At 59.5% G+C, this 21,495-nt stretch carries 23 protein-coding genes and 1 pseudogene; 16 read left to right on the plus strand and 8 right to left on the minus strand.

Going from position 1 to position 21,495, the window contains the following annotated elements; genetic code table 11:
- Positions 1-15 precede the first annotated feature (15 nt).
- The 4 genes from ACSQ83_RS15645 to ACSQ83_RS15660 all read right to left on the minus strand — a co-directional run bounded on the left by ACSQ83_RS15645 (position 16) and on the right by ACSQ83_RS15660 (position 2,311).
- On the minus strand, positions 16-252 hold the full coding sequence (locus tag ACSQ83_RS15645; RefSeq protein ID WP_436186560.1) for a hypothetical protein: 237 nt from the start codon (positions 250-252) through the stop codon (positions 16-18).
- 12 nt (positions 253-264) lie between these two features.
- Positions 265-915 carry a BON domain-containing protein gene (locus ACSQ83_RS15650; protein WP_436228778.1) on the minus strand — a complete coding sequence of 217 codons (651 nt, stop codon included), beginning with the start codon at positions 913-915 and terminating at the stop codon, positions 265-267.
- A 48-nt stretch (positions 916-963) separates the two neighbouring features.
- On the minus strand, positions 964-1,398 hold the full coding sequence (locus tag ACSQ83_RS15655) for an Hsp20/alpha crystallin family protein (protein ID WP_436228779.1): 435 nt from the start codon (positions 1,396-1,398) through the stop codon (positions 964-966).
- A gap of 412 nt (positions 1,399-1,810) precedes the next feature.
- The gene (locus ACSQ83_RS15660) at positions 1,811-2,311 is read right to left on the minus strand and encodes a hypothetical protein (RefSeq protein ID WP_436228780.1); all 501 of its coding nucleotides are present in this window, start codon (positions 2,309-2,311) and stop codon (positions 1,811-1,813) included.
- Between the two features lie 241 nt (positions 2,312-2,552).
- Between ACSQ83_RS15660 and ACSQ83_RS15665 the strand changes: the two genes are divergently transcribed.
- The 3 genes from ACSQ83_RS15665 to ACSQ83_RS15675 are packed head-to-tail and all read left to right on the plus strand — an operon-like array spanning position 2,553 to position 4,740.
- Positions 2,553-3,392, plus strand: coding sequence for a universal stress protein (locus tag ACSQ83_RS15665; RefSeq protein WP_436228781.1), 840 nt, complete (start codon positions 2,553-2,555; stop codon positions 3,390-3,392).
- A 17-nt stretch (positions 3,393-3,409) separates the two neighbouring features.
- The gene (locus tag ACSQ83_RS15670) at positions 3,410-3,916 is read left to right on the plus strand and encodes a universal stress protein (RefSeq protein WP_436186565.1); all 507 of its coding nucleotides are present in this window, start codon (positions 3,410-3,412) and stop codon (positions 3,914-3,916) included.
- A complete protein-coding gene (locus ACSQ83_RS15675) occupies positions 3,913-4,740 on the plus strand; it encodes a universal stress protein (RefSeq protein WP_436228782.1) in 828 nt (275 codons plus the stop codon). The genes ACSQ83_RS15670 and ACSQ83_RS15675 overlap by 4 nt, the downstream gene beginning before the upstream one ends.
- A gap of 873 nt (positions 4,741-5,613) precedes the next feature.
- Here ACSQ83_RS15675 and ACSQ83_RS15680 read toward each other — a convergent pair.
- Entirely contained in the window at positions 5,614-6,090 is a 477-nt protein-coding gene (locus ACSQ83_RS15680) for a universal stress protein (RefSeq protein WP_436228783.1), read from the minus strand.
- A gap of 314 nt (positions 6,091-6,404) precedes the next feature.
- Between ACSQ83_RS15680 and ACSQ83_RS15685 the strand changes: the two are divergent.
- The 3 genes and pseudogenes from ACSQ83_RS15685 to fnr all read left to right on the plus strand — a co-directional run.
- A pseudogene (locus tag ACSQ83_RS15685) lies at positions 6,405-7,478 on the plus strand (PAS domain-containing sensor histidine kinase); the annotation flags it as partial.
- Positions 7,479-7,506: 28 nt separating this feature from the next.
- Entirely contained in the window at positions 7,507-8,151 is a 645-nt protein-coding gene (locus ACSQ83_RS15690; RefSeq protein ID WP_436186568.1) for a response regulator, read from the plus strand.
- A gap of 294 nt (positions 8,152-8,445) precedes the next feature.
- On the plus strand, positions 8,446-9,231 hold the full coding sequence (gene fnr, locus ACSQ83_RS15695; protein ID WP_436228784.1) for a fumarate/nitrate reduction transcriptional regulator Fnr: 786 nt from the start codon (positions 8,446-8,448) through the stop codon (positions 9,229-9,231).
- 64 nt (positions 9,232-9,295) lie between these two features.
- Here fnr and ACSQ83_RS15700 read toward each other — a convergent pair whose 3' ends face one another.
- A complete protein-coding gene (locus ACSQ83_RS15700) occupies positions 9,296-10,285 on the minus strand; it encodes a zinc-dependent alcohol dehydrogenase family protein (protein WP_436228785.1) in 990 nt (329 codons plus the stop codon).
- A gap of 149 nt (positions 10,286-10,434) precedes the next feature.
- Between ACSQ83_RS15700 and ACSQ83_RS15705 the strand changes: the two genes are divergently transcribed.
- From ACSQ83_RS15705 to ACSQ83_RS15715, 3 genes are all read left to right on the plus strand, one after another.
- Positions 10,435-11,466 (plus strand): Acg family FMN-binding oxidoreductase, encoded by a 1,032-nt coding sequence (locus tag ACSQ83_RS15705; protein ID WP_436228786.1) that lies wholly within the window; start codon positions 10,435-10,437, stop codon positions 11,464-11,466.
- 177 nt (positions 11,467-11,643) lie between these two features.
- On the plus strand, positions 11,644-11,982 hold the full coding sequence (locus tag ACSQ83_RS15710) for a c-type cytochrome (RefSeq protein ID WP_436228787.1): 339 nt from the start codon (positions 11,644-11,646) through the stop codon (positions 11,980-11,982).
- Positions 11,983-12,003: 21 nt separating this feature from the next.
- A complete protein-coding gene (locus tag ACSQ83_RS15715) occupies positions 12,004-12,360 on the plus strand; it encodes a DUF3564 family protein (protein ID WP_436228788.1) in 357 nt (118 codons plus the stop codon).
- A gap of 43 nt (positions 12,361-12,403) precedes the next feature.
- Here ACSQ83_RS15715 and ACSQ83_RS15720 read toward each other — a convergent pair whose 3' ends face one another.
- Positions 12,404-12,598: a DUF2964 family protein gene (locus ACSQ83_RS15720; RefSeq protein WP_436186574.1), complete on the minus strand. Its 195-nt coding sequence runs from the start codon at positions 12,596-12,598 to the stop codon at positions 12,404-12,406.
- Positions 12,595-12,936 (minus strand): hypothetical protein, encoded by a 342-nt coding sequence (locus ACSQ83_RS15725; RefSeq protein WP_436228789.1) that lies wholly within the window; start codon positions 12,934-12,936, stop codon positions 12,595-12,597. Before ACSQ83_RS15725 ends, ACSQ83_RS15720 begins: the two co-directional genes overlap by 4 nt.
- Positions 12,937-13,236: 300 nt before the next feature.
- Here ACSQ83_RS15725 and ACSQ83_RS15730 point away from each other — a divergent pair, with 300 nt between their 5' ends.
- From ACSQ83_RS15730 to acs, 7 genes are all read left to right on the plus strand, one after another.
- Positions 13,237-13,374, plus strand: a complete 138-nt coding sequence (locus tag ACSQ83_RS15730) for a hypothetical protein (protein ID WP_436228790.1) — start codon at positions 13,237-13,239, stop codon at positions 13,372-13,374.
- Positions 13,375-13,462: 88 nt separating this feature from the next.
- Complete coding sequence (arcD, locus tag ACSQ83_RS15735) at positions 13,463-14,944, plus strand: arginine-ornithine antiporter (protein ID WP_436186576.1); 1,482 nt, start codon at positions 13,463-13,465, stop codon at positions 14,942-14,944.
- A gap of 16 nt (positions 14,945-14,960) precedes the next feature.
- Positions 14,961-16,178, plus strand: coding sequence for an arginine deiminase (locus ACSQ83_RS15740; protein ID WP_436228791.1), 1,218 nt, complete (start codon positions 14,961-14,963; stop codon positions 16,176-16,178).
- 28 nt (positions 16,179-16,206) lie between these two features.
- Positions 16,207-17,205 carry an ornithine carbamoyltransferase gene (gene argF, locus ACSQ83_RS15745; RefSeq protein ID WP_436228792.1) on the plus strand — a complete coding sequence of 333 codons (999 nt, stop codon included), beginning with the start codon at positions 16,207-16,209 and terminating at the stop codon, positions 17,203-17,205.
- A gap of 9 nt (positions 17,206-17,214) precedes the next feature.
- Positions 17,215-18,201, plus strand: coding sequence for a carbamate kinase (gene arcC / locus ACSQ83_RS15750; RefSeq protein ID WP_436228793.1), 987 nt, complete (start codon positions 17,215-17,217; stop codon positions 18,199-18,201).
- Between the two features lie 478 nt (positions 18,202-18,679).
- The gene (locus ACSQ83_RS15755) at positions 18,680-19,159 is read left to right on the plus strand and encodes a hypothetical protein (protein ID WP_436228794.1); all 480 of its coding nucleotides are present in this window, start codon (positions 18,680-18,682) and stop codon (positions 19,157-19,159) included.
- Positions 19,160-19,424: 265 nt separating this feature from the next.
- Positions 19,425-21,398, plus strand: coding sequence for an acetate--CoA ligase (gene acs, locus ACSQ83_RS15760; RefSeq protein ID WP_436228795.1), 1,974 nt, complete (start codon positions 19,425-19,427; stop codon positions 21,396-21,398).
- Positions 21,399-21,495 lie beyond the last annotated feature (97 nt).

Here is a 21,495-nt window from a genome sequence, read left to right on the forward strand (position 1 = left end):
GTCAACGCAACGCAGCTATAGATGAATTGTTTCCGACAGCTTCAGGCTTATCCACACCATGCCTTCGCGAAGACCGTCGAGTACCGCCTCGCGTTCAGTTGCGAAGATTTTAGAATGTCGGAATTGATGCTTGAATTCCTCACCCGCACCGGCGTGACCGACGTGAATCTCGCAACCAAAGCCGCCGTCGGCCGGGAAGGTATCGGTGGTGACGTTCCAGCTATCGCTCGTCACTTGACCCTTGAGCGTCATGGTGCCTCTCCCTTATTCCACTACCAGGTGATCGACCACCGCATGTACGCCAGGCGCGGACCACGCGGCGCCACGAGCGGCCTCCCGTTCGCGGTAGGTTCCCACGGTGCCGCTCAGGGTCACAACGCCGTCATGCACCTCGATGCCGATGTGCTTGGCCTCGCGCTCGGCATGGCGCAGCAGGGCACGACTGATCTGTTCTCCGACGTCGGCAGGTGCTAGGCTGCCGCCCACCTTGATCATGTTTGCGACACCCGTGACGCCGCGCATGTGCGCAATGCGGCGAGCTGCGCGATGGCGCTGCCAGTTTAAGTCGACGTCACCGCGCAGCGTTACCCAGCCCTTTTCGACCTGAACCTGAATGGCGCCTTCCTTCAGCCCGGCGGTCCAATGCAAGGCCGACGTTGCCGCCTGCGCAATGTCGGCGTCGCTCATCACGTCCTTGGAGGGTAGACGCACCTCGGCTTCGACAACCATGGCCTTAACGCCCGAGACCCGTTGCACACCCTTTTCGGCGGCAAGTTTCTCCGCGTAGCTGGACGGATGGCCAACCAGCGTCACAATGCCGTCTTTCACTTCAACCGCGAACTTCGACGAATCGACGTCCGGTGTCCAGTCCAGTTCCTCTTCCACGTCCTGCTTCAACTGCCTGTCGGTTTTCATAAAGTCCTCTGCGACGAAAAAAGCGCGCGGCGGCCGCGCGCCAACGACTCAACTGATCTGGAGGCGTTTTTGCTCAGCCTGCGCCTTCTTCGGGAGCGTGAGTGAGAGCACGCCATCCTGATATTGCGCCACCGACTTGGCTTCATCGAGATCGCACGCAAGCGAGAACGAACGGCTGATCGCGCCAGCGTAGCGCTCGCGCCGGATAACCCGTTCCCCTTCCTTGATTTCCTTGTTGCGCTCGACCTTCGCGTTGATCGATACCACGTTGCCGTCGATCTTCACGTCGATATCTTTCTTGTCCACGCCAGGCAGTTCCGCCTTAACCTGATAGGATGAGTCAGATTCAGTGACGTCGATCTTCATGTCTGCCAGCGGCGCGTCGTCGTTGCTCATCATGCTGCGCAACGGCCGGAATAAGCCGTGAAACATGTCGGACACCGGCTCGATCGAGAATGGGTCGTAACGGGAAAGATTGCTCATTTCAAAACTCCTTAATTAAAGTAGTACAACACAATATCCGCCTTGTCACATCGAAACCGGAAAGGACGGAATCAAAGCAACTTCATTTCGCCAAGAATCGCTTTCAGCGCGTGCGAATTCGGCGGCCTGAGCAAAGGTCTCATGGGCGTTCATGACGTTAGGCCATTCGTTGAGTGATTTGCTGTCGAGTCCGCACTAGACAAATGTCTTCATCGCGGACGTCCTCGTTTGCGTAACAACCGTGCGTCAACAATAAAACTTTAGGCTGGCGGGACGCCTGTCCATTGACCTACATCAACCGAGCGAGACATGCCCTGCAACGCGTGGATCACCTGGCATTGCCGCGCGGGTACGCGACGCAATCCACGTAGCCATGCTGTGTGCTCCACTCGCCTCTCTTTAACGGCGACGCTCAGGTTGCAAGATGGTCACCGCGGCGTGAACGTGTGCCCGACTGGGTTGACGACGCGTCGCCTTGCACAGTTGCCGGCAGTGGGAGTGCCGTCGGTGTGGTCAGGTTTTTGAACCAGGGCGGCATAGCAGTGGGGTTTATTGCCACCGCTTTCTCAAATCCGCCGGTCCACGTCGAGTGCCAACTATTCATTGCGTCGGAAAAGGCTTCACCAAGAGCGCTTTGATGCCGCATCGCGACCTCGATGCCATCCTGCCAAAGACTGGTGGTTGCTTTGCAATAGTCGCTCATGACGGCCTGCGAGGCGGAATTGAACTCACTCCAGTCCTTTGCATTCGCAATGGTTTCGCACGCAAGCCGAAGCGCGCCGAGGTCGCGCTCAACGCGCTTCGTTTCCAGAGCGCAGGCATCCCGCCGCCATTCCTCATAGGCCGTCATCACGCGCGGCGTCAAATACAGATTTGCGCCCTGGACGAACGGATCGGCGAGTTCGGTTGCCATGATCGAGTCCTCTTTACGTATGAACGAAGGCGCGAAGAGCGCCGTATGGTCGATCTCAATTTAGGCTTGGGAATCGGCCGGTCGTTGACCTATATCAACCAGTCTGTTCTCGAAACAGCCGCCCGCTTGTACTTGATCTGCATCAATCGGCTGGCAGCAGCAACTCATACACTTTTAATCAGGAGCGCACGATTTGGACCGATGCGGGCGCCTTCACTGACTCACTAACGGAGCACTCGCGATGAGTTACAAGAGCATCGTCGTTCAACTCGACACGAGCGAACACTCGGAATCCCGGCTCGAATACGCGTTGCGGCTCGCCAAGCAATTCGATGCGCATGTAAGCGGCGTGTTTTCGGCGTTCACCCCGGATCCGCGCTCCTTCTATGTCATGGCCGGATCGGCCGAGTACTTTGAAGCGCACCGCGAGTTCCGCCGGAAGCGGCACGACGCACTCGAGCGGGTCTTTCAGGCGGAGTTGTTGCGTGCGGGCGTATCGGGGCAGTGGATTGACCATAATGAGTACGCGAGCGAAGCAATGCCGCGGTACGCCCGTTATGCGGATCTAATCATTGCCGCCCAGGACGATCCCAACGACCCCGAGTCGTTTATCGCCGATCACTTCCCTGAGACGCTTGTCCTGTCAGCGGGCCGGCCGGTGCTCTTCATTCCCTACGTCGGTGTGTTCCCGACGCTCGGCGAGAATGTCATGGTTGCATGGAACGGTAGCCGCGAAGCAACCCGCGCCGTTCACGACGCCCTGCCACTGCTGCAGCGCGCCAAAAAAACCACCATCGTTACGCTTAACGGTCTGAAGGACGAGCCGCGCGGAAACCGCATTCCCGGAGCCGACATCGCGCTCGTGCTGGCGCGCCATGGAATTAAAGCTGAAGTGGCGGAGCTGGATGGTATCGACGACGTGCCGCTGGGCGAGATGCTGCTCTCTCGCGTGTCGCAATTGAACGCCGATCTGGTGGTGATGGGAGCATATGGCCACTCGCGCTGGCAGGAACTCGTCATGGGCGGTGCGACGCGCAGCATGCTGCAATCCATGACCGTGCCCGTATTGATGTCACATTAAAGCCAAGGAGAACAGCTATGTATAAACGTATTCTTGTGCCGATCGACGGCAGCGAAACGTCCACGTGCGCCCTCGATGCCGCGCTTAAACTTGCGCACGAACACGACGCAGAACTCAAACCACTTTATGTAGTGGACGTGCCGCCGCTCATGTATTCCGAGGCCGCGTTCGATCCGACGTCATTGCGCGAAGCTTTCGTCAAGGAAGGCACACGCGTGCTCGCCGACGCCGCCGCGAAGATGCAGCGAGAGGGCGTCAAAGGCTCGACGCGCGTACTCGAGGTAGACCCAGTCGGCGACGACATCGCGCAGCAAATCACGCGCGCCGCGACAGAGTTCGACGCCGATCTGGTGGTCATGGGCACGCACGGACGGCGCGGCTGGCGGCGCCTTGTGCTCGGTAGCGTGGCCGAACGCTTCCTGCGCATCTCGACTCGCCCGGTGCTGCTCGTCCCGCTGCATACCGCGGCGCAAAAGGAGCCACACCCTCTTTCAGCACCTGACATCGCCGGAGCATGGCTATGAGCTACAAGACAATACTCGTCCATATTGACGACAGCCAGCGCAGCAATGCGCGCGTCGAGTTCGCCGTCGACTTTGCGCTTAAGCACGACGCACACCTGATCGGACTTTATGTCGTGTGTCAGGATCTCCTGCGACCTCTCTTCAGACGCGACGAAAGCCTGAACCTGGCCGTCAACGAAGCGCAGAGCGCAGCACGGCAGCAGCGGGCTCGTGACCACTTTACGGCAACAGCACAGCGGGCGGGCGTCAATGGCGAGTGGCGCGCACCGCCCGGCCCTGCCATCGAAAACGCAACGTTGCACGCACGCCATGCCGACCTGCTGATACTTGGTCAGCAAGATCCATCGGATCCGGCGGCGCATATCGCGAGGCATTTCCTGGAAGATATCTTGATGGGAAGCGGTCGACCGGCGATTGTGCTTCCGTACGCGGGGCGTGTGGAGCGCTTCGGTGACACGGTATTGATTGCGTGGGACGGCGGGCAGACAGCCGCTCGCGCGGTAGCAGACGCCCTTCCAATTCTCCAACGCGCGCGTTTCGTGAACATTGTCTGCGTGATTCGGCATCCCGAAGAAGGACAACCGGTCGGACTCGATCTGGCGACGTACCTGGAACGGCAGAACGTACGGGCCGGCTTTACATCATTGCTGCACGTGTCCGGCGTCAGTAGCGGCGCTATGTTGCTTAACGCACTCGCCGATACAAACTCGGATCTTCTGGTACTCGGCGCATACGGTCACGCACGCGCTGAAGAACGGGTGCTCGGCGGCGTCACCAGAACCATGCTCGAAAGTATGATCACCCCGGTATTCATGTCTCATTGAACGACACACTGACTTTTAAGATTGCGCGCCTGGAAAAGTGCCCGAGTACAACATTTGGGTCCGCCATGGCGCTTTTTTTATGGGTACGTGGGGCACGACCGTTATGCACAAGTCCAACTTGACTGGGCGGTGGTGGCCGTAGAGAGGATAGACGCCCGAGACGTTTTCAGAGCTTGCGACCACAGATAAAACCGGAGCGCCAATGCTCTACCCCAAGGTGTTAATACCCGCTTGTGCAGCGCATCCAAAGCGCGCCTTCATCCGAATCCTGGGTGCACCCCTTTCTGCGCCGTATGGGGAGTTCGAATTTTCCTTGCGCTGTGAGACCACGGATTTGATGCTGGACACGTTCTCGAACAATGGAAATTGCCTTTGATCGTCCTGTTCGACATATGCGGCACGATCAAAGGCACACCGCCTGCAGAGTTCGGCTGGCTTGTCGGCGACTTCTTCACGAAAAGCAGCCAATTCGCCTGATTCACTACCCTACACCACCACTATCTACTGGAAGATCAGGAATGTGCGATCCCGCACACAAGTAGAGGTGGCCTCAAGGGAGGGAATCTAGACACGCGGAGGGGCTAAGAAGTGGCCAATTCGAGTATCAGTGATCGAGCGGGGGTGCCAGAATCGCAGACTAGGTGCCCTACAACCAAGGTCGACTTTCGAGAAGGGCCTATAAAGGCTTCGCGGCGTATCGGGACGAGTAAGGCGACCGTCTGAAAAGACGTCTAACACATCCGATTTTTGAAATTTGACACACCCTCGCACAACAGGCGACGCGGTGCACAAAACGAAGCTCGCTGGAGAAACCAGCAATCAGGACACGTCGAACACTTGACCCATACGCTTCTACCCGAGCCGCGGGCGACCTCACTGGCAGTTCGCGAGCGCAACATCCAGTGCATCGTCGCGAACCACGAGAACGGGTACACGACTCGAACGCAGGACCGTTTCCGCAACGCTGCCGAGCAGATGCCGGCGCACACCCCGACGTCCGTGCGTTCCCAAAACGATAAGATCGGCTTCAAACGCTTGTGCTGCCTGCATGATCGCGCTTGGGACGCTTGCCCCGTGCGCATCGATTATCTGTGTTACAGCGCGCACTTCGCGCAGCGCGCAAAGCTCGCGCGCGTGGTCCAATTCCTGCTGCGCCGATTTCTGTGCGGCAACGTGGGACGCCTCGGTTTCGCTAATACCAACCACCAGGTCGTACACAGGAAAGCTAGGCTCGACAACACTCGCCACCATGACAGTCGCATCATCTGCGTGCGCCAGCTGAAGGGCATCTTCGAGCGCGAGATGCGCGCTATGGCTTCCGTCGAGAGCCGCGAGAATTCGTTTGTACATGACAGGCCCCTTAATTAATGGTTACAGTTAGTGTCCGCGACGGGGTCCCGACCCCGCTTGATCTACATCAAATCGCCGTCGCCTGTCACATCACATGGAAAGTCGCACTGACCAACCGGAAAATTTTGTAGCCGGCATGCTGTATCCTAAGTTTCCCTGATCGCACCCTTTCCTTTCTCATAGACACCATGGCCGGCCAGTCAACTAAACGACGTAACGTGGCAGCGAAAAACGGAGCGCCGCTGGACATAGCCGACGCTGGTCGAATGGTCAGTAAGGCCAAAGCCTCCCAACGCACGGAATCGGTACCGCACCCGCTGAGCCAGGCGCGCCTTCTTGGCATCATCCGGTCGTCCATGGAAGCGATCATCACGATCGATGAGAACCAGCGTGTCGTCATGTTCAATCCGATGGCAGAACGGCTTTTCGGCTGTCCCGCCTCCGATGCGCTTGGTGCGTCCCTTGAGCGCTTTGTGCCCGAGCGATTTCGTGCCGCTCACGCTACGCACGTCCGCCAATTCGGCGTAACCGGCGTGTCAGACCGGCAGATGGGCGGCAGGCGCGTACTGTACGGCTTGCGTGCAAATGGCGACGAGTTTCCGATCGAAGCATCAATTTCGCAGTTCGACGATGAAAACGGCAAGCTTTACACCGTGATGCTTCGCGACATCACACCGCGCCTGGAGGCGGAACGCGCGCTGCAGCGTTCGCACGAGGAGTTGCGCGAGCTTTCGGCTAACCTGCTAAGCATTCGTGAGGAGGAAAAGTCCCGGATCGCGCGGGAGTTACACGACGATCTGGGTCAGCAACTGACTGCGCTGAAAATGGACGTATCGTCTCTTGAATTGGCACCCGGAACGGATGCCGATGCTCGCGCGCAACTGCGTGGCATGCAACGCCTGATCGATGCAACCGTCGCCTCGATGCGTCGGATTGCCGCCGATCTGCGACCCGTGATGCTGGATGACCTCGGTCTGGTTCCGGCAATAGAATGGCTGGTCAACGACTTTACGAACCGTTACGGAATTCAGGTTCAGTCGCGAATTGATGGCATGCTTACCGACTTCAGCCGCGATAGCTCGACCGCCATCTTCCGGATCGTGCAGGAAGCGCTCACTAATGTGGCGCGCCACTCGAACGCTTCACATGTCGAGTTGGAGTTGCGCCACGAGGCAGACTGGTGCGTTGTGCGCATTACTGACGACGGCCAAGGCGCGAACCAGCGCGCCGATGCGCGGCAAAAGTCGTTTGGCTTGATCGGAATACGCGAGCGGGTGCACCAGCTGAACGGTTCCGTATCGATTGAAACCGCTGTCGGCCAAGGCTTCGCCATGAGCGTGACGCTGCCCCTTGTCTCCTTGCAAGACGACAAAGGTATCTCCGAATGAAGGCAACATTCAAGGACCAACCTCTGCGATGATACGTGTACTGATCGCCGACGACCATGCCCTGGTGCGCGACGGACTGCGCCATATCCTGCTCAGTGCAAGCGGCTTCGAGGTCGCGGGTGAAGCCAGCGACGGCGTTACCACCATCGCGATGATTCGTTCGACCGTCGCGGACGTACTGGTGCTCGACCTCTCGATGCCGGGCCGAAACGGCGTGGATCTGATCAAGCAGATCAAGGACGAAAAGCCAACGCTGCGCATTCTCGTCCTGACCATGCATGCGGAACAGCAATATGCGGTGCGTGCGTTTAAAGCGGGTGCATCGGGCTATCTGACCAAGGAAAGTGCGAGCGCCGAACTCGTCACGGCGGTGACCAAGGTCGCGGCAGGCGGTGTATACGTCAGCCTGACCATGGCCGAGCGCCTGGCGCAAACCTTGAACGAACCTCCCGGTGACTTGCCGCACCAGCGCCTTTCTGACCGCGAGTTCGACGTGTTTCGGCGGATCGCGGCTGGCGAGACGATCACTGAAATCGCTCAGGCGCTGTCCGTCAGCGCCAAGACGGTCAGCACTTACAAAACGCGCATTCTCGAAAAAATGCAGATGCCGCACGAAGCCGCTCTGGTTCGCTACGCGGTGCGCAACAAGCTCATTGAAGAAGACGACGCCTGAGACACCCCATCACACGGCGAGCGCGTAGTCCGTTTCCTACATGCCTTCCTGAATCCCTACCTCAAGTCGCGCCGCTCGCCCATTTTATTTTGAGATAGCTTCAAAGATACTTCGAGGCGTGAACTCGAATGGATGCGCGCTGCGCTGATGGTCTTCCTTGTCGACAATGCACGCCTTGTCCGGCACCCCTTCGCGACCCTGATCTGCGCTGGACAAGATGACGATCGTGCGATTGGCAAAAGAGAAGCAATGCAAAGCGGCGTGAGCTACTAACCGATCAATCAGGAGAACAGCATGTCTTCAGCTACCGCGTGCGCGTCCGTTACTTCGAACACGCCTCCTCTCGCACATCTGGGGTACGCCGATATCGCGTTCGCCCCGTCTCCGGCCGCGCGCGCCGGCACGCGCTGCTCTACCTGTTCGATGCACTCCGCCTGCATGCCCCAACAGTTAACGCCAGTTGAGCTGACCCGGCTCGACACCATTGTCTGTTCCACTCATCTCGTCAGGCGCGGTGCGTCGCTGTATCGCGCCGGGGACTCCTTCGAGAGCATCTATGCGGTGCGCACCGGCTGCTTCAAAACCGTCGTCATGCATCGCGACGGCCATGAACAAGTCACCGGATTTCATATCGCGGGTGAACCGCTCGGACTCGACGGGGTCTGTTCTGACGAACATAATTGCGACGCGATCGCCCTTGAAGACAGTACAGTGTGTGTGATCCCCTTTCATTTGCTCGAGGAGATGTGCCACGACGTAAAATCCATGCAGCAGCACGTCCATCGCATGATGAGTGGGGAGATCGTGCGCGAATCCGGCCTCATGATGTTGCTCGGGACGATGAGCGCCGAACAGCGCGTCGCTGCATTCCTGATGAACGTGTCGACCCGGATGAAGGCCCGCGGATATTCCGCAGCGCAATTCAATCTGCGCATGACGCGCGAAGAGATTGGCAGCTTTCTCGGCCTGAAACTCGAGACCGTCAGCCGGATGTTCTCAAAGTTGCAAAAGCAAGGCGTCGTCGATACCAACGGCAAACAGATAACCATCCTCGACGGCGAAAAGCTGGCCAAGGTGTGATCGAGCGCGCGGTTCTTCCTGGTAGTCAAAGCGACGCCATGCGTTTTGACCGTGCCGCATGCCCTCAGCGCGCCACCTTGAGAACTGCAGCGCCATGCACCCTGCCAGCGCGCAGATCATCGAGTGCCTGGTTGGCATCCGTGAGGCTGTAAGCAGTGGTCGCGACTTGGAGCCGGAATTCATCGGCGAGGCGCATGAATGCGCGTCCGTCTTCGCGAGTGAGATTCGCCACCGACACAACGCTCCGTTCGCCCCAAAGAAACGCATATGGGAAAGATGGAATATCGCTCATATGAATGCCCCCGCAGACGACAATACCGCCCTTCGTCACCGCCTTGAGCGCCGCGGGGACCAGCGCGCCCACCGGTGCGAACAGTAAGGCTGCGTCAAGCTCCTCGGGAGGCTGTTCAGTGCTGCTACCGGCCCAACACGCGCCGAGCCGCATGGCGAGCGCCTGAGCAGCCACGTCGCCCTCGCGCGTGAATGCATAGACGCTGCGTCCCTGACGCCGCGCGATCTGCGCGACAAGATGCGCCGCTGCGCCGAACCCGTAAATACCGAGTCGTTTCGCATCACCCGCCATCACGAGCGAGCGATAGCCGATCAGCCCAGCGCACAGCAATGGGGCCGCTTCTTCGTCCGAATACCGCTCCGGCAAGTGCAAACAATATTCGCTTTCGACGACCACACGCTCCGCGTAGCCGCCATCGAGCGTGTAGCCGGTAAAACCCGGCCGGTCGCACAGGTTTTCGCGGCCTGAACGGCAAAACGGGCAAGCTCCGCACGTGTGGCCGAGCCACGGCACACCAACCCGGTCGCCCGGGCGGAACCCCGACACTCCGTCGCCGAGCGCAGCCACCACGCCGACAATCTCGTGGCCGGGAATAACCGGCCGTTTTGGATCCGGAAGCTCGCCGTCGACCAGATGAAGGTCAGTGCGGCAAACACCGCACGCGTGTACATCGATCAACAATTGTCCGGGCCCCGCCACCGGATCGGGCAAGTTCATTTCACGCAGCACCGGCCCACTGCCGTCGAAAACCATCGCTCGCATGTCGAATCTCCTGCTGTCCGTTGCCTTGGTAACCGGCTCCGCTCTATTCCACTTGATGACGCGCGGGCTCGCTTGACTTGGGTCAACACCTTGTCGCCGCGATGCTGACACGATGAAGGCACGAATCCATCGAAACATGGTGATACAAAATGCCGACGCTTGCACCTCATACAGCATGGGACATCGAAGAAAGCCATTTGTCGCCGCTAGCATGCGCCGAAGCGCGCCTGCGTTTTGCGCTGAATTACGCGGTGCTTGCCCCTTCAAGCCATAACTCGCAGCCTTGGCGCTTTATCGTTGATGGCGACACGGTGATGCTCTGCGCCGACCGCACGCGAGCCCTCTCGGTGGTCGATCCGTTCGACCGTGAACTGGTCATCAGTTGTGGCGCTGCGCTGTTCAACTTGCGTGTCGCGCTCAGTCACTTCGGACTTGGCTATGCCATTACGTTGCTACCCTCGGGCGCTGAACCGGACGTGCTCGCAAAGGTGCGCGTGCTCGCGAGCGGGGGTAGGGATGCAAGCATCGCGCCACTGTTTGACGCCCTTGCCCGACGCGTGACGACGCGTGAAGCTTTTCACGCTGAAGCCGTCGCACCGGAGATACAACAGCGGCTCCTCGGTGCGGCAGAGGCGGAAGGCGTGCAGGCTGTATGCATCGACGATCTGCGCAGGCGAGAAGAAATCGCCCAACTGATAGCCGAGGCCGATCGTATTCAGTTCCACGACCCTCGTTTCAGACGCGAACTGGCGAGCTGGATTCATCCCCGGCGCACGGACGACGGTATGCCCGCCTACGGTCCCGGTGTGAGCAAGCTGCTGGACATCGCGGTGCCACTGGTCACCTCGGTCATTCGCACCTTCGATCTGGGAGGGGGCATTGCTGCAGCGCACGAAAGCCTCGTGCAGGCATCGCCCATCCTCTTCTGCATCGGCACCGGCATTGACGATCCTCAGTCGTGGCTCGCCGCGGGGCAAGCCCTCGAGCGTGTGTTGCTGACCGGTGTCGAGTCAGGACTCACCGCGTCCTATCTGAACCAGCCAGTAGAGACTGAGCAATTGCGCGACTCTCTCAGGCAAATTACCGGGATGACCGCGCAACCGCAACTGCTGCTGCGCATGGGACGCGGACCGCATGCTGCCCATTCGCCGCGCCGGCCGATCCAGGATGTAGTGTCGTGATTCCTCGTCGATGGGCGGCTCTTGATTCAGATCAACGATACACAACAGCCAAGGGGCAGCATGGTTTTGTCGGTAGGTTCTGGTCCGCTGCGTGCCCGCGGGGACTCGATGAAACCATCGCCGCATACCTGATCGAGCAACGCGGTCGATTAAAGAACATACTATTGGAGCCTGTCGATGCAGCCACTTCAGCGATCGAGTCATGCCGGTATCGCCGGCCTTTTGCTGTGCATAGGGATCCAGGCGCACGCGTCGCCGGAGCCGGAAGCGCTTGTCGATCAGCAGCACTGCATGTTCTGCCATACCGTCGACTCACCCTTTCTTGCGCCATCATTTCAGCAAATCGCGGCGCGCTATCGCAACGTTCCGAACGCCGAATCGATGCTTGAGGAAAAATTGCGGGTCGGCGGCCCCGCTCATTGGGGCGATATGGCAATGCCGGCGGCGGCTGATCGCGGTGGTCCGCTTTCGCGAGAAGACGCCCGTACGCTCGTTCAATGGGTATTGAGTAACTAATCTAATGTTGCGGAGGACACCATGCGTATCACGATCAAGTTGGATCGACCTAAAGACCCGGACCGCTTTGCAGTCCTTTGGCTAGACCTGGACTTGAGCCACTGGTCGCGGGAAATGCACAGCGGCGTCGACATTCCGTCCTGGGGCCTTTTGCGCACTGCGCCCGGCGCAACGCTGATCTGCGACCCGGATTCAACAGACGCACTGTGCGCCTTGACCGACCTCGATCTGGAAGACCCTACTCGCCTGATCGAAGGCCAGTTTGGACGTGTGGTGTGGTACAGGGACGCGAATCTGGAAGCGCGCCTGGATCGCTGGCATGTTCAATGCATCGAGTCCGACTCGATTGAAGCCGAGAACGAGGTATTCGACGAGTAGAAAGTGTTCACCCCCGGGGATGCAGTCGGGGGTCGAGTCGCGTTCACCACTCGTGCGGCGAGGGTGGCGGATTGAGCATCACGACAAGCAGTGCGACGCTTGCAATGATTGCCGCGACGCCATATCGAACGAGACTGGACTCATCGAAGATCATGCCGCGAAGGGCGGCCGCAAGGCCGGCCAGTGCAACAAAAACTGAAGTTGCCGCAACAGCAATTCTTGGTTCAATCCTGATCATTTCTCGTCTCCTAGATCTGCACCTACTGTCGAACCTACCGACGCGCCCACTTTTTCGAGCAGGCGCACCGCCGAATCGAAAGCCGCCCGGATCGCCACTTGCGGATCACTATGGGTCACATGCTCGACCGGGATCATGTTGTAGTCGCGCGTGATGAGATCGAGCCGGGCATCGTACGACCGCGAGCCGTCGAGATTACGTAAGGACTCGATGGCCAGATGACAGCCCGCAACGAAACGCGCGAACCGATCAATTCGAACAAGCTGCACGCTTGCTTCGGACTCTATTTCCGCTGATCCGACAAAGCCCATATAAGCGATTTGCATTCCGACACCCATCACACCACTCCTTCGATCGTTAAGGCGATTATCTCGTTCGCGTCATCACCTTTCCTCAGGCCAGTGGGTATATCCCGGTGGCAGAGCGAAAACTCTCGCTATTGCAACCATGATGTACTGCCGCTGCCCCTGCGCATTGACCTGAATCAAGCTAGAACGCAGGCCCGGTTCATGCCAGAACGCAGCCACGTTCGAGTAGCAATTTTATGTCGTATGTCGCGGGGTTTTGGTCACGAACATGGATGGAGCGATATCCGCAGGGCACCGTCCGCAAGCTTCTACAAGTGACCATGGATAACGATGCAGTCCTGTACATCCGTGATATCGACGATTTTCTCGAAAACGGCGTTCGGCTCGCTGCAAGTCTCGCTCGATTTCGATGCGCTCTTGGTGCAGAACGATCATGGACTCGCGGCCATTTACGTGAGCATGTTTTAGGGATGGTCCCTCGATGCTTGATCCACATCAAATGGACGGCGCCGTCCAGGTGACCTAATTGGGCCATCCGACATTTCAGGAGACGGTGATGAAGAACCTTGCGGAACCACTGGTAGATAAATCGTCGCCTCCCGCGCGACGGGTCATGAATGCTGTTGTGCCTCAGCCATTGAAGCTCGGTTTGCTAACGGCGCTCGTTGTTGGATCGATGATCGGCAGCGGCGTTTTTTCACTACCGCAAAACATGGCGTCGGGCGCAGGCGCGGGCGCCGTCATCCTTGGATGGTTGATTACCGGCGTCGGCATGTTGATGCTTGCGTTCGTCTACCAGTCACTCGCCACGCGCAAGCCCGACCTCAACAACGGCGTCTATGCTTATGCCCGTGCAAGCGCGGGTGAGTTCGTCGGCTTCAGTTCCGCGTGGGGTTATTGGGTCAGCGCATGGATCGGCAATGTCGGCTACCTGGTCATTGTGTTCGGCACCCTCGGCTATTTCTTCCCGCTCTTTGGCGACGGTAATACGCCCGCCGCGATAGTTGGCGCCTCAGTCGTATTGTGGGCGATGCACTTTATGATCCTGCGTGGCGTACGCGGCGCGGCGCTGCTCAATGGATTAACTACCGTCGCAAAGATCGTCCCGCTGCTGATATTCATCGTTCTCGCCGTGGTTGCTTTCAGAAGCCATGTGTTCACCCAGGACTTCTGGGGCACGCCGAAGCTCGGCACCGTGTTCGACCAGGTGAAGAGCACCATGCTTATCACGGTGTGGGTGTTCATTGGTATCGAAGGCGCGAGCGTCTACTCCGCGCGCGCCCAAAATCGCAAGGACGTTGGCCGCGCCACGCTGCTCGGTTTCGCGGTGGTGCTGGTCTTGCTGATGGCAGTCTCCGTGCTGTCCCTCGGCATCATTCCGCAAGCTGAACTTGCTGGAATGAAAAATCCATCGATGGCGGGTGTGCTCGACAAGGCCGTCGGACACTGGGGCGCGGTACTCATCAGTATCGGCCTTCTGGTCTCGGTGGGCGGCGCCCTACTCGCTTGGACGTTGCTCGCCGCTGAGACCCTGTTCACACCGGCGAACGACGGCGTCATGCCGACTTTCCTGTCACGCGAAAATGTCCACGGTGTTCCTGCGAATGCGCTTTGGATCACAAACGGTCTGGTACAGCTCTTCCTGGTTCTCACGCTGGTCTCGAATGCAACCTATCAGGCACTGATCTCCCTCGCGACGTCGATGATCCTCATTCCGTATCTGTTCTCCGCCGTGTACGCCGCGCGCACAGCGGCAAGCGGTGACGGTTACCACCCCGGCGAAAGCGCGCGCGGCCGCGACATGGTGATCGGCTTGCTGGCGACGATCTACTGCGGCTGGCTTCTCTATGCGGCTGGCCTCAAGTATCTGCTGCTCGCGGCTCTCCTCTACGCTCCGGGAGTCCTGATTTATGGCTGGGCGCGGCGCGAGAAAGGCGCACGTCTTTTCAGGCCATTCGAAATCGCGATTCTCGCCGCACTGGTCGTGCTGGCGATTATCGCGGGGTGGCTCTTGTCGACCGGCCGGCTCGGTCTCTAACCCTGGAGGAATTGCGATGACATCCGGTGTTTTCTCCGAGGTCGGCACGCTGCGCAAGGTGCTAGTTTGCAAGCCCGGGCTTGCGCAATCGCGCCTGACGCCCGCCAACTGCCGCGAGCTGCTGTTTGACGACGTTCTGTGGGTCGCGCAGGCGCGCACTGATCACTATGCGTTCGTTACCGCGATGCAAGACCGTGGCGTCGAGGTTTTCGACACGCACGACATGCTCGCCGACATCCTTCGCGAGCGGACCGCGCGCGACTGGGTGCTCGACCGCAAGTTGTCACCGGGCACAGTCGACATAGAGCTGTCCGCACAACTTCGTCCTTGGCTCGACGAGATGAAACCGGACGAGCTCGCGACAGCCCTAATTGGCGGCGTTGTGCGGGCCGAACTGCCGTTCAAGCCAGCTGGCCTGCTCGCAAATTGTCTTGGACATGCGGGTTTCGTTCTGCCGCCGCTGCCCAACGCACTGTTCACGCGCGACAATAGTTGCTGGATCAACCAAGGAGTTGTGCTGGGTTCCATGTACTGGCCCGCCCGGCGCCAGGAAACCTTGCTGTCCACCGCGATCTATCGCTTTCATCCGCTATTCGATGCCGGCGCGCGTGTCTGGTGGGGCGACCCGGACGTTGATCATGGTGGCGCCACGCTCGAAGGTGGCGACGTCATGCCTTTGTCGCAGGACGCTGTCGTCGTCGGCATGGGCGAGCGGACCTCCCCCCAAGCGGTGGCACAACTGGCCCGCTCGCTGTTCGCCCACGAGGCGGTGAAGCACGTGATAGCCGCGCAATTACCGAGCTCGCGCGGAGCAATGCATCTTGACACCGTATTCACGTTTTGCGACCGCGATCTGGTCACGATCTTTCCGGAGATCGTGAACGGCATTCGCTGCACAAGCCTTCGTCCAGGTGAGCAACCCGGCACGTTGGACGTGCGTGCCGAAACTGCGCCGTTCCTCGATGTCGTCGCCCAGGCGATCGGACTGAAAACGTTGCGCACAGTCGCCACCGGAGGCGACGAATGGGAAGCAGAACGCGAACAATGGGACGACGGCAACAACGTCATCGCGCTCGCGCCGGGCGTGGTGGTCGCATACAACCGCAACGTCTACACCAATACGTTATTGCGCAAGGCCGGCGTCGAGGTCATCACCATTCCGAGCAGCGAACTTGGCCGTGGCCGAGGTGGCGGCCATTGCATGACCTGTCCGATCGAGCGCGATCCGCTTTGACTACTCAGTCTCTTAGGAAAACATCATCATGGCATTCAACTTGCACGGCCGCAGCCTGCTCAACATGCAGGATTTCGTTCCACGCGACATCCGCTTCCTGCTGGACCTCTCGGCCGAACTGAAGCGCGCCAAGTATGCGGGCACTGAAGTTCCCCGGCTGAGCGGCAAGAACATCGCACTGATTTTCGAAAAAACGTCGACACGTACACGCTGTGCGTTCGAAGTCGCGGTACACGACCAGGGCGGACACGTCACCTACATCGATTCGAGCAGCTCGCAACTCGGACGCAAGGAGTCGCTCAAGGACACGGCTCGCGTGCTCGGCCGCCTGTATGACGGTATCGAGTACCGTGGCTTCCATCAGAGCACGGTCGAGGACCTTGCTCAGTATTCCCATGTCCCCGTCTGGAACGGTTTGACCGACGAATTTCATCCGACCCAGATCCTGGCGGACCTGCTGACCATGGAGGAGTTCGCCGAAAAGCCGCTGCACGAACTGTCGTTCTGCTACATTGGCGACGCGCGCTTCAACATGGGCAACTCGCTCCTGATCGGTGGCGTGCAAATGGGCATGGACGTACGCATCGCAGCGCCCCGTCCGCTGTGGCCGGACGACAAGCTCGTGGCGCAGATGCGCACGCTCGCGGAGCAAACAGGCGCAGTCGTCACTATTACCGACGACCCGCTGGCCGCGGTCAAGGGCGTGGACTTTATCTACACCGACGTGTGGGTATCGATGGGCGAGTCAATGGACGTCTGGGGCGAGCGGATCAAGCTGCTGAAGCCGTATCAGGTAAACACGGCGCTGATGAAAGCGACTGAGAAGCCCCGCACACGGTTCATGCATTGCCTGCCTGCGTATCACAACCTGGAGACTGAAACAGGCCGTGAGATTCACGAGCGGTTCGGCATGTCGGAACTCGAAGTCACGGACGAAGTGTTCGAATCGGACGCGTCGATCGTCTTCTCGCAGGCGGAAAACCGCATGCACACCATCAAGGCCGTGCTGGTCGCCACACTCGGATAAGGCGACGCCATGCGTATTCTAATTGCACTGGGCGGCAACGCCATCCTGCGGCGCGGCGAACCGCTGACGGTCGCCAACCAGATCGTCAATATCCGTCGTGCGGCGGTCCAGATAGCACGCATTGCACCCGGCAATCAATTGGTCATCACCCACGGCAATGGCCCTCAGGTAGGCCTGCTGGCGCTTCAGGCCGCTGCCGCGGGAGGCCAGGATGGCGGCACCCCGCTCGACGTGCTGGACGCGGAATCCGAGGGCATGATCGGCTATCTGCTCGAGCAGGAGTTGGCCAACGCGTTGCCGCCCGGACGCCCCGTGGCAACGCTGCTGACGCGTGTCGAAGTGCAGGCGGACGATCCGGCTTTCGCTCATCCGACCAAGCCGATCGGGCCAGTCTATACAAAGAGCGAAGCTGAGCGACTCGCCGTGATCAATCACTGGACGGTCGCCCCCGACGGAACCGGGTACCGCCGTGTGGTGGCATCGCCTGAACCTCAACGAATCAGCGAACTGATGCCGATACGCTGGCTGGTCGACCTCGACACGATTGTTATTGCCGCAGGGGGTGGTGGCGTTCCGGTGAGTGTCACAGCCGACGGCAAGACTTCCACGGGAGTTGAAGCGGTGATCGACAAAGACCGGTGCAGCGCGCTGCTGGCAGCGGACGTCGATGCGGATATGCTGATTATCGCCACGGATGTCGACGCGGTGTATCTCGATTGGCACACACCGCGTGAACGCGCGCTCGGCGAGATCTCCGCGACAGAACTAAGAACCATGGCGTTTCCGGTGGGATCGATGGGTCCGAAGGTGGAAGCTGCCTGCGAGTTCGTGTCGAAAACGGGCCAGCCGGCCGTCATCGGGTCGCTCGACCGAATTGTAGAAATGGTGAACGGCACGGCCGGCACGCGTGTGACGACTGGCGGCCCGACGGGCACTCGGCCACCTTGTGACGGGTGCGGCGGAACGCAACCTTGCCTGCAGCGTCGGCCACTCTGAGCCGTGTTGCCGCCCGTCAGGGCGCGCCGGTCAGAGCCCAGCTCGTGACATCGCTGCTTGGCACATTTTCTTGGTGGCCTCGTGGGTGCCCGGGCTTCAAATACGCGGGTTTTTAGCGGCCATCCCGCTGTCAGCAATGCTCATGGCGCGGGTAGTCGTGACACTGGTGGACGAGTCGATCGGTCAGCGGTGTTGACGCTCCCACCGGACCGAGTTCGGGTGGCGCTGCGACGCCCAAGTCATGCGGCACGGGCTCGATATTAAACATCCTATCGCGTTGTTCGGCGAAGTCTCGCTCTGCAACTTATACAGCTACGACGCGCTTTTTCCTCCTCCCTGCGTAGGCGAACGCCTACCGGCGGTGCGTAAATCCTACTCGAATCTTCGCCGTCACTGGTTTCCCTTTCATCGGCCGCTAACGATACTTTAAACGACAGCAGACAGCGACTACGCTGCCCATCCGTGAAGGAGACACATCATGCGAGCTACTTGTTTCCTGAGTAATCAGGACATCCTCGACCGCGCCGTCGAACACCTGAATACGCAGCGTGGCGCGGCGCTTCTGCCTAGAGGAGGTGGCGCATATCAGGGCCCATGCGATGGCTGCCCCGTTGGCCACTTCATACGCACACTCGATTACACGACGGCCATGGGAGGCGTTCCCGTTCGCTACCTGAGCAACGCGACCCACAGTCATCCTACGTACATGGACGCCGGCATCAAAGCTTTCCAAAAGGCCCTATTGCGGGCCAGGATTAACGTGCACGACGAGTGCACCGTCGCGTTGCTGAGTTGTCTGCAAAACGTACACGACGCATCTGGAACATGGGAATGCACGGAGCGGTTATTCTCAATCGCAAGAGATTTCAACTTGAGCACCAACAACATCCGTGCTTCGGGCGATGGATCGAAGGGGCAATTCGCTCACACCGAAACCGGCGCCGGATTCTTTATCTAGTCACTGATGATCGACATGCCCGCCGCGGAGATGCTCCTCTTTTGATGAAACCGGCTATTCGTCTGCCCAGACTGTTTGATTTGCATCAAAACGTCATCTGGCGGACATCTCATAGTTGACTTACGGCAGCGTCTCGATTCGACCCAGCGTCGACCATGCGAGAGGCGCATACCCCCCATGCGGGCAAAGCCTATTCGAGCCATCAAGAGCTCTCAGGCGACGGCTGCCGTTTGTTCGCCCATCTCACGACTCAAGCGAGGAGACTATGTCTACCATCGAATCGATACCTCACATTCCTGCCCAGGGTATTCCTTTAACACGGCATGCCGCGATTGACGGAATGGATGCCTACCGCGCACTAGTGGATGAAGCCGCAAGCGACAATGAAGCCTTCTGGGCACGTCTTGCCCGCGAGCATCTGACCTGGCGTCGTCCGTTCACGCGAATTCTTAACGACGAGAATGCTCCGTTCTACAGATGGTTCGAGGACGGCGAACTCAATGCGTCGTATAACTGCCTTGACCGGAATCTCATCAACGGCAACGCGAACAAGACCGCGATCATCTTCGAGTCCGACGATGGTAAGGTCTCGACCGTTACGTATCAGGCGTTGTATCACCGGGTATGCCGGCTCGCGAATGCACTGCGGGCACGCGGCGTGAAGAAAGGCGACCGCGTAGTCATCTACCTGCCGATGTCAGTCGAAGGCGTCGTCGCGATGCAAGCGTGTGCGCGCATCGGCGCGCCGCACTCGGTTGTCTTCGGCGGCTTTTCCGCTAAATCGCTCCACGAGCGGCTGGTGAACGTCGGTGCGGTTGCGGTCATTACCGCAGATGAACAGGTACGCGGCGGCAAGACTCTTCCGCTGAAAAGCATTGTGGACGAGGCGCTTGCAATGGGCGGCACCGATGACGTCAAGACCGTCGTCATCTACCGTCGCACGGGTGGCCGGATCCCATGGATCGGCGGGCGCGACGCCTGGTTGCATGAGCTGGAGAATGGTCAGCCAAATACCTGCGAGCCCGAATGGGTGGGCGCCGAGCATCCGCTGTTCGTGCTGTATACGTCGGGATCCACCGGCACGCCGAAAGGCGTGCAGCACAGCACGGGAGGCTATCTGCTGTGGTCTGCGGTCACCATGAAGTGGACCTTCGATATCAAGCCTGACGATGTCTTCTGGTGCACCGCCGACATCGGCTGGATCACGGGGCATACGTACATCTGCTACGGACCGACTGCCGTCGGCGCGACCCAGATCATTTTCGAGGGCGTACCAACCTACCCGGACGCGGGCCGCTTCTGGGACATGATCGAGCGCCACAAAGTGTCGATTTTCTACACCGCACCCACGGCCATCCGGTCGCTGATGAAGAGCGCTGAAGCAGACTCAGCTGTCCATCCTGCAAGCTACGACCTCAGCACGCTGCGCATCCTCGGCACGGTGGGCGAGCCCATCAATCCCAGCGCGTGGAAGTGGTATGCGGAGCAAGTCGGCGGCGGCAGGTGTCCCGTACTCGACACCTTCTGGCAGACAGAAACAGGCGGTCATATGATCACGCCTTTGCCGGGTGTCACCCCGCTTGTTGCCGGCTCCTGCACGCTGCCGCTACCCGGTATAGATGCCGCGATCGTCGATGAAACCGGTAACGAGGTCCCGAACGGGCAAGGGGGCGTACTGGTCATCAGAAAGCCCTGGCCCTCCATGATCCGCACCGTATGGGGCAACCCGGGGCGCTTTCAAAACGGTTATTACCCGGAGGAACTCGGCGGCAACCTGTACCTCGCCGGAGACGGTGCGATCCGCGACGCCGACACGGGCTATTTCACCATCACGGGCCGTATCGACGATGTACTGAATGTGTCGGGTCATCGTATGGGCACGATGGAAATCGAGTCGGCCCTGGCGGCATGCCCGCTCGTCGCCGAAGCGGCGGTCGTTGGTCGCCCCGATGAAACCTTCGGGGAAGCAATCGTCGCATTCGTCGTGTTGAAAGGCCCGCGTCCTACCGGTGCTGACGTGAAGCGCATCGCTGACGAGTTGCGAGCATGGGTTGGCAAGGAGATCGGTCCGATTGCGAAACCGAAGGAGATTCGTTTCGGCGACGCCATGCCAAAAACGCGTTCTGGAAAGGTCGTGCGCCGGATGTTGCGCTCGGTCGCGAAGGGCGAAGCGGTCTCGCAAGACACGTCGACCGTTGAAAATCCGCAAGTGATCATGCAGTTTGCCGACCCGGCTTAACGACCTCATATCGGCCGGTTATCAAGAATGCCTAACCCTAAACTTGAGTCGCTCGGACGTTGATTCGTGGAGACTGCTGCGCGACAGATCTTGTTTC

It is taken from the genome of Caballeronia sp. LjRoot29 (genome assembly GCF_964252755.1).
Taxonomy (GTDB): domain Bacteria; phylum Pseudomonadota; class Gammaproteobacteria; order Burkholderiales; family Burkholderiaceae; genus Caballeronia.

What these genes read in the sequence shown, in the direction of transcription:
- ACSQ83_RS15645 (WP_436186560.1), bottom strand. Translation starts at nt 252, where the DNA reads ATGACGCTCAAGGGTCAAGTGACGAGCGATAGCTGGAACGTCACCACC.
- ACSQ83_RS15650 (WP_436228778.1), bottom strand. Translation starts at nt 915, where the DNA reads ATGAAAACCGACAGGCAGTTGAAGCAGGACGTGGAAGAGGAACTGGAC.
- ACSQ83_RS15655 (WP_436228779.1), bottom strand. Translation starts at nt 1,398, where the DNA reads ATGAGCAATCTTTCCCGTTACGACCCATTCTCGATCGAGCCGGTGTCC.
- ACSQ83_RS15660 (WP_436228780.1), bottom strand. Translation starts at nt 2,311, where the DNA reads ATGGCAACCGAACTCGCCGATCCGTTCGTCCAGGGCGCAAATCTGTAT.
- ACSQ83_RS15665 (WP_436228781.1), top strand. Translation starts at nt 2,553, where the DNA reads ATGAGTTACAAGAGCATCGTCGTTCAACTCGACACGAGCGAACACTCG.
- ACSQ83_RS15670 (WP_436186565.1), top strand. Translation starts at nt 3,410, where the DNA reads ATGTATAAACGTATTCTTGTGCCGATCGACGGCAGCGAAACGTCCACG.
- ACSQ83_RS15675 (WP_436228782.1), top strand. Translation starts at nt 3,913, where the DNA reads ATGAGCTACAAGACAATACTCGTCCATATTGACGACAGCCAGCGCAGC.
- ACSQ83_RS15680 (WP_436228783.1), bottom strand. Translation starts at nt 6,090, where the DNA reads ATGTACAAACGAATTCTCGCGGCTCTCGACGGAAGCCATAGCGCGCAT.
- ACSQ83_RS15690 (WP_436186568.1), top strand. Translation starts at nt 7,507, where the DNA reads ATGATACGTGTACTGATCGCCGACGACCATGCCCTGGTGCGCGACGGA.
- fnr (WP_436228784.1), top strand. Translation starts at nt 8,446, where the DNA reads ATGTCTTCAGCTACCGCGTGCGCGTCCGTTACTTCGAACACGCCTCCT.
- ACSQ83_RS15700 (WP_436228785.1), bottom strand. Translation starts at nt 10,285, where the DNA reads ATGCGAGCGATGGTTTTCGACGGCAGTGGGCCGGTGCTGCGTGAAATG.
- ACSQ83_RS15705 (WP_436228786.1), top strand. Translation starts at nt 10,435, where the DNA reads ATGCCGACGCTTGCACCTCATACAGCATGGGACATCGAAGAAAGCCAT.
- ACSQ83_RS15710 (WP_436228787.1), top strand. Translation starts at nt 11,644, where the DNA reads ATGCAGCCACTTCAGCGATCGAGTCATGCCGGTATCGCCGGCCTTTTG.
- ACSQ83_RS15715 (WP_436228788.1), top strand. Translation starts at nt 12,004, where the DNA reads ATGCGTATCACGATCAAGTTGGATCGACCTAAAGACCCGGACCGCTTT.
- ACSQ83_RS15720 (WP_436186574.1), bottom strand. Translation starts at nt 12,598, where the DNA reads ATGATCAGGATTGAACCAAGAATTGCTGTTGCGGCAACTTCAGTTTTT.
- ACSQ83_RS15725 (WP_436228789.1), bottom strand. Translation starts at nt 12,936, where the DNA reads ATGGGTGTCGGAATGCAAATCGCTTATATGGGCTTTGTCGGATCAGCG.
- ACSQ83_RS15730 (WP_436228790.1), top strand. Translation starts at nt 13,237, where the DNA reads ATGCAGTCCTGTACATCCGTGATATCGACGATTTTCTCGAAAACGGCG.
- arcD (WP_436186576.1), top strand. Translation starts at nt 13,463, where the DNA reads ATGAAGAACCTTGCGGAACCACTGGTAGATAAATCGTCGCCTCCCGCG.
- ACSQ83_RS15740 (WP_436228791.1), top strand. Translation starts at nt 14,961, where the DNA reads ATGACATCCGGTGTTTTCTCCGAGGTCGGCACGCTGCGCAAGGTGCTA.
- argF (WP_436228792.1), top strand. Translation starts at nt 16,207, where the DNA reads ATGGCATTCAACTTGCACGGCCGCAGCCTGCTCAACATGCAGGATTTC.
- arcC (WP_436228793.1), top strand. Translation starts at nt 17,215, where the DNA reads ATGCGTATTCTAATTGCACTGGGCGGCAACGCCATCCTGCGGCGCGGC.
- ACSQ83_RS15755 (WP_436228794.1), top strand. Translation starts at nt 18,680, where the DNA reads ATGCGAGCTACTTGTTTCCTGAGTAATCAGGACATCCTCGACCGCGCC.
- acs (WP_436228795.1), top strand. Translation starts at nt 19,425, where the DNA reads ATGTCTACCATCGAATCGATACCTCACATTCCTGCCCAGGGTATTCCT.